This window comes from Castellaniella sp., from assembly GCF_034674885.1.
Taxonomy (GTDB): domain Bacteria; phylum Pseudomonadota; class Gammaproteobacteria; order Burkholderiales; family Burkholderiaceae_B; genus Castellaniella.
On record NZ_JAUCDS010000016.1, the window covers coordinates 15,904 to 29,201 of the forward strand.

A 13,298-nucleotide genomic window follows, 5' to 3' on the forward strand; every position below is an offset into this window, starting at 1 on the left:
GTCTGGGTGGGTGTCGCGCCTATCCGGTCAGCCACTTCAGGGGGAGAGTCACGCATTTGAACGTCCAGCCGTTCTCGGTGATCAGTTTCAGCAGGGGATCGCGCATTTCCCGGATGTCGAACCTGTAGGTGTAGCTGAGTTTGGCCACGGGTCGGCCGTTCTCGATCTGGATGCCATAGAGGGTTTCCTGACGGGCCTCGTAGAACGTGATGGCGCCCCACTGCTGGTAGAACGACAGGCCCAGGCCGCCCGTGCCAGCCGATGCGTTGAACTGGGATTGGGTCTCGCGCACCCGCGCCGTGTGGTCGGTCTCGTCGAGACGGATCGTGAGCCGGGTGAGTGCCGAGATCTTGTGCACCCGGAGCAGATCCAGCCAGACCGCGTCGGCGTACTTCCAGTCGATGATCACTTCGTCCGGGCGCTTTCCGGAGGTGACGGTGAAGGGGAATTCAGCGCCGTCATTGATGGCCTGCAGGCGCTGCCGCAGGTCCTGCATGCTGATCGCACTGGAGCCCGGGGCGGGCTCGAAAGTCATGGACCAGCTCGTCAGGCGGATGAAGGCCAGGGCCGCCAGGGCGATGTAGGGCAGCAGGAACAGCAGCGGCGAAGGCATGCCCGGTGCGTCGAGGTCGTAGGTGTTGAGGCGGAACCCGGTGTACGCCCGGGCGAACAGAAAGACCGTGCCGGGCAGTGTGAGCAGGATGAAGAAGGTCAGGAAGAAGACGATGGGCCGTCGATTGCCTGGCAGTCCGAAGAACAGGAACACCATGGCCAGCACCGCTGCCAGCAGGACGATGCCCAGCACGGCTCCCAGCATGTGATCGTGGATATCGGTGCGTTTCCAGGCGATGTGGATCAGCATCAGCGCCAGCACGATCGTGATGCCCATGATTCCCAATGCCGGGCCGGTGCCCTTGCCTTCCATGCCGCCCCCTTGTCGTTCTTGGAAGCAGTCTATCAAGCAGCCCGCGAAAGCGATTCATTCAAATGAATGAATCGGGCGGGTTTTGACCGGGAAGCCGGGGTGGCGGCCTTACTTCAGGTTGCCCGACAGGAATTGCCGCAGGCGGGGGCTTTGCGGATTGTCGAAGATGTCGGCGGGTGCGCCGGTTTCTTCTGCCACGCCCTGGTGCAGGAACATGACCTGCGAGGCCAGGTTGCGGGCGAAGCCCATTTCGTGGGTTACGACCAGCATGGTACGGCCTTCCTCGGCCAGTTTCTGCATGACCTTGAGGACTTCACCCACCAGTTCCGGGTCCAGCGCGGATGTCGGTTCGTCGAACAGCATGACCTCCGGTTCCATGGCCAGGGCGCGGGCGATGGCCACGCGCTGTTGCTGGCCGCCCGACAGGGACGACGGGTACTGGGTTTCGACCTTGGGGTCCAGGCCGACCTTGGCCAGGTAGTGCCGGGCGCGTTCCGTGGCTTCGGCGCGGCTGAGCTTCAGGACCTGGATGGGGGCTTCGATCACGTTGCCCAGGACGTTCATGTGCGCCCACAGGTTGAAGTGCTGGAACACCATGGCCAGCTTGGAGCGCAGGCGGCGCAGCTGATCCAGATCGACGGCATGCGGTTCGCCGTGCTTGTCGTGGGTGATCTTCAACAGTTCGCCGTTCAGCGACACGGATCCCTGGTTGGGTTTTTCCAGGAAGTTGATGCAGCGCAAGAACGTGGATTTGCCCGAGCCGCTGGAGCCCAGGATGCAGATCACGTCGCCGGCGTTGGCCTGCAGGGAGACGCCCTTGAGGACCTCGTTGTCACCGTAGCGCTTGTGGATGTTGAGTACGTCGAGTTTGGACATGGGTGTTATCGGTGATGGCCCAGATAGGCCAGTGTACGGCGTTCGTACCAGCGGAACAGTCCGATCAGGGTAAATGACAGCCCCAGGTAGAGCAGGGCGGCGATTCCGTAGGACGCAAAGGTCTGGTAAGTGGCGGAGTTGGCATCGCGCGCGACCTTCAGGATGTCTGGGACCGTGGCGGTGAAGGCCAGCGACGTGGCGTGCAGCATCAGGATGACCTCGTTGCTGTAGGCGGGCAGTGCCCGGCGCAGCGCCGAGGGCAGGATCACCCGGCGGTACAGGGCAAAGCGCGTCATGCCGTAGGCGCGAGCCGCCTCGATTTCGCCGGCGCTGGTGGCGCGGATGGCGCCTGCAAAGATTTCCGTCGTGTAGGCCACCGTATTGAGTGTCAGGGCCACGACCATGCAATTGAAGCCGTTCTGGAAGAAGTCCGCCAGGCTGGGCGTGCCCTTGACGACGTCCAGGCTGTAGATGCCGGCGTAGATGAACAGGATCTGCACGTACAGCGGCGTGCCCCGGAAGACGTAGCTGAAGGCCCACAAGGGAATCGACAGCCAGCGGCGCGACGACACCCGGCCCACGGCCAGGAAGATGGACATGAAAAAGCCCATCGACACCGACAGCACCAGCAGCCACAGGGTAATCACCATGCCCGACAGGCTGCCGTTGCTGGAATACAGGTAGGCCCGCCAGAATTGGTCCAGCACGTCGATCATAGGGAGACCTCACGCACGCCCACGCTGTAGCGCTTGTCCAGCCAGTACAGCACGCCGTTGGACACGGTGGTCAGCGCCAGGTAGATCAGGCCCGTGAGGCTGATGAACAGGAACACCCGGAACGTGACGTTGCCGGCGTCCTGGGCGACCTTGACCAGGTCGGACAGACCGATCAGGGACACCAGGGCCGTGGATTTCAGCAGCACCTGCCAGTTGTTGCCGATGCCCGGCAGGGCGTGGCGCATCATCTGCGGGAAGAGCACCCGGCGAAACACCTGGAATTCACGCATGCCGTAGGCGGTGGCGGCTTCCAGCTGGCCCTGCGGCACCGCCATGAAGGCGCCGCGAAAGGTCTCGGCGAAATAGGCGCCGTAGATGAAGCCCAGCGTCAGCACGCCGGCGCCGAACGGATCGATGTCGATGGGATCCAGGCCCAGCAGGTCGGTGAAGTTGTTCAGGTAGATCTGCAGGCTGAAGAAGATCAACAGCATCAGCACCAGGTCCGGGACTCCCCGGATCAGCGTCGTGTAGGCCGTCGCCAGCAGGCGTGCGCCCCAGGCGTCGGACAGTTTTGCCCAGGCGCCCAGCAGCCCCAGGCCCAGGGCGACCAGCAGGGATAGCAGGGCAAGCTGGATGGTGACCCAGGTCCCCGCCAGCAAGAGGGGGCCGTAGCCGTTCAGAAACATGGAAGACGATCAGGAATGAAGACCGCCCGGTCATGCAGGGCCGTTGAGGCCATCCGGGCGGTCAGGGCGTGCGGCATGCCGCAGACCCGATTATTGAGCGGGGAACTGGATCAGGCCTTCGGCGAAGTATTTTTTCGCGAAACCCTGGATGGTGCCATCGGCCAGCATGGCCTTCAGGACCTTGTCCACGTCGGTCTTCAGTTTGTTGCCTTTGCGCAGACCCATGGCGATGGGGTCGTTCAGGATGGGATCGTCCAGCGTCATCTGGGCCAGTTCGTAGTCCGCGCCTTCGGGTTTGCTCAGGAAACCTTCAACCGCGCTCTGGGCTTCCTGGAAGGTGGCATCCAGGCGCCCGGCGGTCACGTCTACGTAGGCGTTGGTGTAGCTGGGGTAGGACACCACGGTCACGCCTTTGGGCGCCCAGTATTTACGGGCGTAGGTTTCCATGGTGGTGCCTTGCTGCACGCCCACGCGCTTGCCCTTCAGGGATTCGGCGGTGGGTTCGAGGCCGCTGCCTTTTTTGACCATGAGCTTGACCGGCACGATGTACATCGGCGTGGAGAAGTCGATGACTTTCTTGCGAGCCTCGGTGGCGGTCATGGTGGAGTTGGCCAGGTCGAATTTGCGGGCCTGCAGGCCTGGGATCAAGCCGTCGAAGGACTGATCGATCCAGACGCATTTGCGCTGCAGCCGTTTGCACAGTTCGTTGCCGATGTCGATGTCGAAGCCTTCGAGCTGACCGTTCGGATTGCGGTATTCAAACGGGGGGTAGCCGGCTTCGGTGGCGATCTTGAGTTCCTGGGCATCGGCGGCGGAACTGGCCGCGGGGATCAGCCCGGCTGCGATCAGCAGCGCGGCGCCAAGCAAAGTCGTTTTCATCGGATGGTTCTCCTGTGGGGCCGGAATCGGGGTAGTCGCCCGGCGGTAACAAGGCGTGATGTTAACTCAGGACGCAGCGCAGCCGCATCAAGCATTACCCGTAGATACGGCTTATTCAGGCAGGGCAGGCTCGCGGCTGGGTTCGATCTGAACGGCGTCCTGGATCTGGCGGATGACCTCGTCCAGGTCGTCGGTGACGGTGATCAGGTCGATGTCGAAGGGGCTGACCGTGCCGTTGGGAACCAGCTGGTCGCGGATCCAGTCGATCAGGCCGGACCAGAATTCGGTGCCCACCAGGATGATGGGTGCGGGGGGTTGTTTCAGCGTCTGCACCAGCGTGATGGCCTCGAACAGCTCGTCCAGGGTGCCAAAGCCGCCCGGCAGTACCACGTAGGCCAGGCTGTGCATGAAGAACGAGGCCTTGCGCGAATTGAAGTATTCGAAGTGCAGGCTGTCGGTCTGGTAGGAATTGTCGGTGTTCTCCCGAGGCAGGCGGATGTTCAGTCCGACGCTGCGTCCGCCGGCTTCGAAGGCGCCCCGGTTGGCGGCTTCCATCAGGCCCGGCCCGCCGCCGGCGATGACCGGCACGCCCAGTTGTGCGATGCGAGCGCCCAGTTCCTGGCCCAGTTCGTAGAAGGGGTGGCCGCGCGGAATGCGGGCGCTGCCGAAAATGCTGACGCCCAGGCCGATTTTCTGGAAAGCCGTGGCGGCTTTGCTCATCTCTGCAATAATCGTGGGAATCTGTTGTTCCGCCGAAAGCCGTTTTGTCTTGTTGTCTGTCATGAAAAAAACCTTGTTGCTTGTCGATGGGTCCAGCTACCTGTACCGCGCTTATCATGCGATGCCTGATTTGCGTAATGCACAGGGCGAACCCACGGGGGCCTTGTACGGTGTCATCTCCATGTTACGGAGGCTGGTGTCTGATTACAAGGACACGGCGCAGTTTGGCGCCTGCGTGTTCGATGCGCCTGGCGGGTCGTTCAGGGAACAGATGTATCCGCAATACAAGGCCAATCGGCCGTCCATGCCCGAGGACCTGCGCGCCCAGATTCCCGCCATCCATGAGGCAGCGGCGGCATTGGGCTGGACCGTGATCGCGACACCCGGCGTCGAGGCCGACGATGTGATCGGCACGTTGGCGGTGCAGGCGGCCAAAAGTGACTTTTATACCATCATTTCGACTGGCGACAAGGATCTGGCCCAGTTGGTGAACGATCAGGTGGAACTGATCAACACCATGTCGGGCGATCGCCAGGATCGCGAGGGCGTGATCCGCAAGTTCGGCGTGCCGCCCGAACGCATCATCGACTATCTGATGCTGACCGGTGACACGGTGGACAATGTGCCCGGCGTGGACAAGGTCGGCCCCAAGACAGCCGCGAAATGGCTGAATGAATACGGCAGCATCGAGGCCCTGGTGGCGCAGGCCGGACAGATCAAGGGTGTTGCGGGGGCCAATCTGCGCCAGGCGGTCGATCATTTTCCGCTGACCCGCGACTTGCTGACGATCAAGCTGGATTGCGATCTGCCGCCTGAATACGCGGTGGCGGCCATGCCCTTGCGGGATCCCGATCAGGCGACTCTGATCCGCCTGTACGAACGATACGGGTTCCGGTCCTGGCTGCGCGAGGCAACCGGCGACCCCGATCGGTTGCCCCAGCAGGACGCCCGCGTGGCGCAGCCCCAGGCCGTGCCGTCGGCGCCTGATCAACTGCGTTACGAGACCATTCTGGACCAGGACCATTTCGCACAGTGGCTGGAACGACTGCGCGCGGCGCCCCTGGTCGCACTGGATACTGAAACCACCAGCCTGGACCCCATGGCGGCCCGCCTGGTTGGCCTGTCGATGGCGGTCGAGCCGGGCCATGCGGCCTACATCCCGGTCGGTCATCGCGCGCCCGGCACGCCCGACCAACTGGATCGCGCCTGGGTGCTGGACCAGTTGCGACCCTGGATCGAGGATCCTGCCGCCCCCAAATTGCTGCATCACGCCAAATACGACGCCCACGTGTTCGCCAACGAAGGCCTTGCCCTGCGCGGCGTGCGCCACGACACGATGCTGCAGGCCTATGTGCTGCAGTCGCATCGACGTGTCAATCTGCAGGATCTGTGCATCCAGTGGCTGGGGGTCACGGGGACTACCTACGAGGACCTGTGCGGCAAGGGCGCCCGCCAGATCGGCTTTGACGAGGTCGACCTGGAACGCGCCGCGCACTATGCCGCCGAGGATGCCGATTTCACTTTGCGCCTGCACCAGGTGCTGCTGCCGCAGGTGCAGGCGCACCCTGGCCTGCTGAGCACCTACGAACTGGAAATCCGTACCTCGGACGTCCTGGTTCGCATCGAGAGCAACGGTGTGGCCATCGACGCCGATGTGCTGGCCCGGCAAAGCCACGAACTGGGGCAGCAGATGATCGACCTGGAGGCCCAGGCGCATACCCTGGCGGGCCAGCCCTTCAATCTGAATTCGCCCAAGCAGCTCGGCGAGATCCTGTTCACCCAGATGCAGCTGCCCGTGCTGCGCAAGACCGCTGGCGGGGCGCCGTCCACCGACGAAGACGTCCTGACTCGTCTGGCAGCCGACTATCCCTTGCCCCGCCTGCTGCTGGATTACCGGGGCATCGCGAAACTGAAATCCACCTATACCGACAAACTGCCGCGCATGATCGATGCGCGCACGGGCCGGGTGCACACGCGGTACGCCCAGGCAGCAGTCATCACCGGGCGTCTGGCCTCATCGGATCCCAATCTGCAGAATATTCCGGTGCGCACGGCCGAGGGTCGGCGGGTGCGTTCGGCCTTTGTGTCCAGCCTGGGCAGTATTGTCTCGGCCGACTATTCCCAGATCGAATTGCGGGTCATGGCGCATGTGTCGGGAGACGCCAATCTGCGCCGTGCCTTTGCCGAAGGCCAGGACATCCACCGCGCCACGGCTGCCGAGGTCTTCGGCGTAGCCCCCGACCAGGTCGATGCCGAGCACCGACGGGCCGCCAAGGCCATCAATTTCGGCCTGATCTACGGTATGGGTGAATTCGGCCTGGCGTCCAATCTGGGCATCACCCGCGCGGCGGCCAAATCCTATATCGATCGGTACTTCATGCGGTATCCGGGCGTGGCGGAATACATGGACCGCATTCGCCGTCAGGCGCGGGAACAGGGCTATGTCGAAACCGTCTTTGGCCGGCGCCTGTATTTTCCCGATCTGGCTGGCGCCAAGGGGCCCCGCGCAGCCGCAGCCGAACGCGCCGCCATCAACGCCCCGATGCAGGGGACGGCAGCCGATCTGATCAAGATGGCCATGGTTGCCGTGCAGGACTGGATGTCTGCGGACGGGCTGCGCAGCCTGATGGTCATGCAGGTGCATGACGAACTGGTGTTCGATGCGGCACCCGACGAAGTCGACGTGCTGCGCCAGCGGGTGCCTGAGTTGATGGCGGGGGTGGCCGAATTGGCGGTGCCGCTGGTGGCCGAAGTCGGGGTTGGGCGTGACTGGGGCGAGGCCCACTGATTGCGTTTCGTGCCCGGCGCGAGGCCGGGCGGTTCAGTCTGCCTCGCGCAGCCGGTTGGGCCGCAGTTCGCCATGGCGGGCCAGGATCGGGTAGGCGGCAGCGTTGACCAGGTAGGCATTGACGCCGCCCGCGTCGCGCAGGATCTCCAGATAAAAGGCGCCGACCTCGGCGACGTCGATCCGGCCGGTCTTGATACGGTCCAGGTGACGGTCGGCGGCCTTGGTTTCCAGCGTGCGAAAATATTCCTTTTCGAATGCCAGGGTGCGAGCCACCTGGCGGTCGCCGGACACGAACAGGGACGCGGCCTGGCGCAGGTTGTTTTGCAGGCGCTCCAGTGTGTCGGCGAGTTCGGCCTGCTGTTCGGCGCTCAGCGCCCAGTGTTTTTTGTGCAGGCGGCTGGCATGGCCCAGCAGCCCCATGCCTGAGACGCTGGCCGCATGGGCCATGTTCATCGAAAAGGTCAGGATGGCCTTCAGATACTGTTCATCCTCGGGGCTGAGGCTTTCCTGGTCCAGGGTCGCCAGGTAGGTGGTGACCGACTGATCCAGTTCGCCGATGACCCCGTTCAGGTAGCGGGCGCGGCCGGTGGCGGGGTTGTCGTCCCGCAGCAGGGCGCGTTGGGTCAGCTGCAGGGATTCGCGCAGCAGGTCCGTCAGGCGCAGGGCTTCGCGGGCCGCCTGGCCCAGGGCCACGGCGGGGACTTCGCGGGCGGACTCGTCCAGGTAGCGGGGGCGGGCCGGGTCGTCGGGGTTGCTGCGTTGCGGCATCAGGCGCTGCAGCAGCCGGGCGTAGGGCCGCAGCATCGGCATGAAGCAGGCGGCCACGACCAGGTTGAAGATCAGATGGAAATTGGCGACCCCGTGGGCCGGATCCCCGCCCAGGGCCTGCATGATGTCGGGCGCCCAGGGCAGCAGGGCCATGCCCAGCAGGCAGCCGATGACCCGGGTGCCCAGGTTGCCCACTGGCAGGCGGCGGGACGCCGGATTGTCGTCATGGCCGCCTTCCAGAACCGGGTTGATGGCGGTGCCCAGATTGGCTCCCAGCACCAGGGTGTAGGCCAGCGCGGGGTCGGCCAGGCCGTGATGCGCCAGCGACATGATCAGCACCACGACCGCCACGCTGGAATGGGATGCCCAGGTCAGCGCGGTGCTGGCCAGCAGCGCCAGCAGCGGTGCCTCGCCCAGAGCGTCGAGCGCCGTGCCCAGCATGGGCGCGCTTTTCAGCGGCTCGAACATCGTCACGAGTTCCTGCAGGGCCAGCAGCAGCAGGCCCAGGCCGACGAAGGCGCGCCCCAGGTCGCGGGCGCGCCCGGGAGCGTAGTGTCGGAACATCCAGACGCCGATCAGGATCAGCCCCGGCGCCAGCATGGTCGGATTGAAGGACAAGGCTTGCACGATCAGGGTCGTGCCGACGTTGGCGCCCAGCATGGCGGCCAGGCCTGGCACCAGGGAAACCAGCCCGTCCATCGCAAAACCGGCGATCATCAGCCCGGTGGCGGTGCTGCTCTGGATGGCGGCCGTGACCAGCAGGCCGGTGCCGAAGGCGCGAGGCAGGGACCCCATGGCCCGTCCCATCCACAGCCCGAGGCTCTTGCCGAAGGCCCGCTGTACTCCGGTTTGCACCATGTGGACGCCCCACAGCAGCAGGGCGATGAATCCACTGAAGGCGACGATGACCTGGAGTTCTCGCATGGCGGGCCCTGGCTCAGGTCTGTTGGCGGCGCAGGGCCTCGATGCGCTGTTCGATGGGCGGGTGCGAGGCGAACAGGGCGCCCAGGGCGCCGCCGGTGATGCCCGCAGCCTGGAAGGACTTTGGCAGTTCGCCGGCTTCGACGCCGCCCAGGCGCGCCAGGGCGTGGATCATGGGTTCGCGGGAACCCAGCAGGTGGGCAGAGCCTGCGTCCGCCCGGTATTCGCGCTGGCGGGAAAACCATGCCACGATGATCGAGGCGATCACGCCGAACAGGATTTCGCAGATGAGCACGCTGGCGTAGTAGCCCATGCCCACGCCGCGTTCGTTCTTCAGGATGGCGCGATCGATGAAATAGCCCACCAGGCGCGAGAGGAAGATGACGAAGGTGTTGACCACGCCCTGGATCAGGGTCAGCGTGATCATGTCGCCGTTGGCGACGTGGGCGACCTCGTGCCCCAGAACGGCGGTGACTTCTTCTTCGGTCATCGACGACAGCAGGCCGGTGGACACTGCTACCAGGGATTCATTGCGAAAGGCGCCCGTGGCGAAGGCATTGGGCGCGCCTTCGTAGATGGCGACTTCGGGGCGGCCGATGCCGGCGCGGTCGGCCAGCTGGTGCACGGTGTCCACCAGCCAGGCCTCGCGCTGATTGCGCGGTGCCTGGGGATCGATGACGTGGGCGCCCGTGCTGGTCTTGGCCATCCATTTGCTCATCAGCAGCGAAATGAAGGACCCGCCAAAACCGATGACGGCCGCAAAGACCAGCAGCTGGGTCGGGTTGATGCCGTTGGCCGTCAGATAACGGCCAACACCCAGCAGGTTCATGGTGATGCTGAGCACCAGCATGACGGCCATATTGGTGGCGAGAAACAGGATGATGCGCTTCATGTGAGGGACGGCTCCGCGAGTCGGTTTTGATGTGCCCAAAGTGTATAGTATCGGCTTTGCGAACTGTATCCCGTTGTGGTGACAAACATGCAGTCCTTGTGGATGCTGCTGGCCTGTGCGATGTTCGCCATGATGGGGGCCTTCGTCAAGGTCGCCGCCGACCTGGGCGCCACTTTGCCCGAAATCGTGCTCTTCCGGGGCATTCCATCGGTCCTGCTGCTGTTTTTCTGGGCTCGGTCCACGCGCCGCACCATCCGCCCCTCCAGCTGGCGTCTGCACATCTGGCGCAATATCAGCGGGATCGCCTCGATGTGGCTGGGGTTCTTCGCCTTGTCGCAACTGGCCCTGCCGACTGCCATCAGCCTGAATTACACTGCACCGCTGTTCATTGCCGGCTGGCTGATGTTCTTCGGCGGTGCCCAGCGCGATCCCGTTCGCGTGCTGGCGGTGCTGGCCGGTTTTCTGGGTGTGCTGGGCATTCTGCGGCCCAGCGTCGAACACGATCAATGGATGGCTGCCCTGATGGGTCTGGGGGCAGGGGGGCTGGCCGCCATCGCCATGATGCAGATCCGTCAGCTGGGACAGATCGGCGAACCTGAATGGCGCACCGTGCTGCTGTTTTCCATCGGTGTGTGCATCAGCGGCGTGGTCGGCATCGGTGTGCAGGGCTGGCGCACGTCCGACCCCCTGGCATTGCTGGCCCTGACCGGACTGGGCCTGGCCGGCCTGGTGGGGCAGCTCACCATGACGCGCGCATTCGGCTTGGGGTCTACCCTGTTGACGGCCGCCCTTCAGTACACCACCATCATCTTTGCCGCGCTGATCGGCATCCTGTTCTGGGGTGATCGACCGGCTCCGCTGGCCTGGGCAGGCATGGCGCTGATCATCGGTTCGGGCTTGTTGTCGGTATGGCGTACGCATATGGAATCCCGCACCCTGCGCAGCCGACCGCTCGCAGGGGCACAGCAGACCAAGGAGGTAAACCCATCATGATGACCGACTTACTGATTCAGGCAGAGGCATTGCGCGACCGCTTGAGCCGTCCGGGCTGCTTGGTGTTCGACGTGCGCCACGATCTGGCCGATCACCAGGCGGGTCGCCGCGCCTACGAGGCCGGCCACATTCCGGGCGCCCTGTACCTGGATCATGAGACCCAGCTGTGCGCGCCGCGCACGGGGCGCAATGGCCGCCACCCGCTGCCGGACAGGGCCGATTTCGCCGCCCTGCTGCGGGCGCAGGGCCTGACGGCGCGATCCGATGTGGTCGTCTACGATGCGGGCAACAGCATGTTCGCCGCCCACCTGTGGTGGATGCTGCGCTGGCTGGGGCATGAATCCGTGGCCGTGCTCGACGGTGGCTGGGCTGCCTGGCAGGCCCTGGGCGGAGCGGTCGACACCGGCCCCCGCACGGCTTCCGTCAGCGAGGCCCAGGCCTTGCAGGGCCTCGTGCTGACCGGGCCGCCGTCCATGCCGGCGGTCGACGCGCGGGCAGTGCTGTCCAATCTGGACGAGCCTCGTTTCACGGTGCTGGACGCCCGGGCGCCCGAGCGTTTCAGCGGCGAAGTCGAGCCCATGGATCCGGTCGGCGGGCACATCCCCGGGGCGCTGAACCGGCCCTTTGTGCAGAACGTGGAATCGGACGGCCGCTTCAAGCCCGCAGCCCGCCTGCGCCAGGAATTCGAAACCCTGCTGGGCGGCCGGCTGGATCACGGCATCGTGCATCAATGCGGCTCGGGCATCACGGCCTGCCACAACCTCTTTGCCATGGAACTGGCCGGTCTGCGGGGCTCGGCTCTGTATCCCGGATCCTGGAGCGAATGGTGCAGCGATCCCGAACGGCCAGTGGCGCGCGGGCGCTGATGCCCGATCTTGTATCACCCGGGCCCCGGCGGCAACGCGCGGGGCCTTTGTCTTCGGGATGTCAGGCCATCAGGCGCCGGTACCAGGCGTGGAAATGCGCCATCCCGTCTTCCAGCGGGCTCTGGTAGGGGCCGCATTCGCTGGTGCCGCGCTGCATCAGAGCGCGGCGTCCAGCATCCATGCGTTCGCCGATTTCATCGTCTTCCACGGCAGTTTCCATGTAGGCGGCTCGCTGTGCCTCGATGAATTCGCGCTCGAAGGCGACGATTTCCTCGGGGTAGTAGAACTCGATGACGTTGACGGTTTCCTGGGGACTGACCGGGTGCAGGGTCGAGAGCACCAGCACGTGCGGGTAGAGTTCGATCATGTGGGTGGGGAAATACGTCACCCAGATCGCTCCGAAATCCGGCGTCGACCCGGACCGGTACTGCAGCAGGCGGTCGTGCCATTGGCGGTAGACGTCCGTGCCCGGCTGCCCCAGCGCCTGGTGTACGCCGACCTTCTGCATGCTGTGGAAGTCGCCGAACTCCCAGTTCAGGTCGTCGCAGGTCACGAACTGCCCCAATCCCGGATGGAAGGGGCCGACGTGGTAGTCCTCCAGATAGACTTCGATGAAGGTTTTCCAGTTGTAGCGGCAGGTGTGGATTTCGACGTGATCCAGCTGGTAGTCGCTGAAGGCGAATTCCGGGCGGGCGAACAGGCCGTCCAGGTCTTGTGCGGGGTGGCGTTCGCCCTCGAAGAGCAGGCCGTGGTAGCGATGCAGCGGGAAATCGGCCAATCGGGCATCCGGCTGTTCCGGGAACAGGGGCGCGTCCAGCAGCTTGCCCTGGGTGTCGTAGCTCCAGTGGTGCACCGGACACAGGATGCGCCCGCCCGTCTGGCACAGGTTTCCGGATGCGCAGGCCGCGTTGCGGCCGTCCTGGCTGCCCAGCATCAGCGCCTGGCGGTGGCGGCATACGTTGGACAGCAGGCGCACTTCGTGGCGGTCGCGCAGCAGCACGCGCCCGCCGCCTTCGTGGGTCAGGGTGCGCCAGTCGCCGGGTTCCGGCACCATCTGTTCGTGGCCGACGTAGCGTGCGCTGTGGGCGAATATCTGCTGTCGTTCTCGCGCCAGGATGGCGGGATCGAAATAATGATGGACGGGCAACTGGCTGGCCAGGTCCGCGCCGGAAGGGATGGTTGGATAGCTCATGATTCCCCCCGCCAAGAATGATGCCGGCCGATGAGGCCGGTGCGAAGAAAATGCCCGCCGGGGACGGGACAGGGGC

The 13,298-nt window shown here is 64.7% G+C and carries 12 protein-coding genes; 3 read left to right on the forward strand and 9 right to left on the reverse strand.

Features of this window, described 5'->3' with window-relative positions:
• Positions 1–19 precede the first annotated feature (19 nt).
• The 6 genes from VDP74_RS10080 to VDP74_RS10105 form a co-directional block, all read right to left on the reverse strand.
• Complete coding sequence (locus tag VDP74_RS10080; protein ID WP_322999497.1) at positions 20–925, reverse strand: hypothetical protein; 906 nt, start codon at positions 923–925, stop codon at positions 20–22.
• Between the two features lie 108 nt (positions 926–1,033).
• On the reverse strand, positions 1,034–1,801 hold the full coding sequence (locus VDP74_RS10085; protein WP_322999498.1) for an ABC transporter ATP-binding protein: 768 nt from the start codon (positions 1,799–1,801) through the stop codon (positions 1,034–1,036).
• Positions 1,802–1,806: 5 nt separating this feature from the next.
• On the reverse strand, positions 1,807–2,517 hold the full coding sequence (hisM, locus tag VDP74_RS10090) for a histidine ABC transporter permease HisM (RefSeq protein ID WP_322999499.1): 711 nt from the start codon (positions 2,515–2,517) through the stop codon (positions 1,807–1,809).
• Positions 2,514–3,203 (reverse strand): ABC transporter permease, encoded by a 690-nt coding sequence (locus tag VDP74_RS10095; protein WP_322999500.1) that lies wholly within the window; start codon positions 3,201–3,203, stop codon positions 2,514–2,516. Before VDP74_RS10095 ends, hisM begins: the two co-directional genes overlap by 4 nt.
• Positions 3,204–3,293: 90 nt before the next feature.
• Positions 3,294–4,082 (reverse strand): transporter substrate-binding domain-containing protein, encoded by a 789-nt coding sequence (locus VDP74_RS10100; RefSeq protein WP_322999501.1) that lies wholly within the window; start codon positions 4,080–4,082, stop codon positions 3,294–3,296.
• 111 nt (positions 4,083–4,193) lie between these two features.
• The gene (locus VDP74_RS10105; RefSeq protein WP_416232971.1) at positions 4,194–4,811 is read right to left on the reverse strand and encodes a TIGR00730 family Rossman fold protein; all 618 of its coding nucleotides are present in this window, start codon (positions 4,809–4,811) and stop codon (positions 4,194–4,196) included.
• Positions 4,812–4,863: 52 nt separating this feature from the next.
• On the opposite strand from VDP74_RS10105, the gene polA reads away from it, so the two are divergent.
• Positions 4,864–7,590 (forward strand): DNA polymerase I, encoded by a 2,727-nt coding sequence (gene polA, locus VDP74_RS10110; protein ID WP_322999503.1) that lies wholly within the window; start codon positions 4,864–4,866, stop codon positions 7,588–7,590.
• Positions 7,591–7,623: 33 nt separating this feature from the next.
• Here polA and VDP74_RS10115 read toward each other — a convergent pair whose 3' ends face one another.
• Both VDP74_RS10115 and htpX read right to left on the reverse strand, forming a co-directional pair.
• Positions 7,624–9,282, reverse strand: coding sequence for a Na/Pi cotransporter family protein (locus VDP74_RS10115; protein WP_322999504.1), 1,659 nt, complete (start codon positions 9,280–9,282; stop codon positions 7,624–7,626).
• Between the two features lie 13 nt (positions 9,283–9,295).
• On the reverse strand, positions 9,296–10,171 hold the full coding sequence (gene htpX, locus VDP74_RS10120; RefSeq protein ID WP_322999505.1) for a protease HtpX: 876 nt from the start codon (positions 10,169–10,171) through the stop codon (positions 9,296–9,298).
• An 87-nt stretch (positions 10,172–10,258) separates the two neighbouring features.
• Here htpX and VDP74_RS10125 point away from each other — a divergent pair, with 87 nt between their 5' ends.
• Together VDP74_RS10125 and VDP74_RS10130 are read left to right on the forward strand one after the other, a co-directional pair.
• Complete coding sequence (locus VDP74_RS10125; protein ID WP_322999506.1) at positions 10,259–11,164, forward strand: DMT family transporter; 906 nt, start codon at positions 10,259–10,261, stop codon at positions 11,162–11,164.
• On the forward strand, positions 11,164–12,030 hold the full coding sequence (locus VDP74_RS10130) for a sulfurtransferase (protein WP_322999546.1): 867 nt from the start codon (positions 11,164–11,166) through the stop codon (positions 12,028–12,030). The genes VDP74_RS10125 and VDP74_RS10130 overlap by 1 nt, the downstream gene beginning before the upstream one ends.
• A 61-nt stretch (positions 12,031–12,091) precedes the next feature.
• Here VDP74_RS10130 and VDP74_RS10135 read toward each other — a convergent pair whose 3' ends face one another.
• Positions 12,092–13,222: an aromatic ring-hydroxylating dioxygenase subunit alpha gene (locus tag VDP74_RS10135; RefSeq protein ID WP_322999507.1), complete on the reverse strand. Its 1,131-nt coding sequence runs from the start codon at positions 13,220–13,222 to the stop codon at positions 12,092–12,094.
• Positions 13,223–13,298 lie beyond the last annotated feature (76 nt).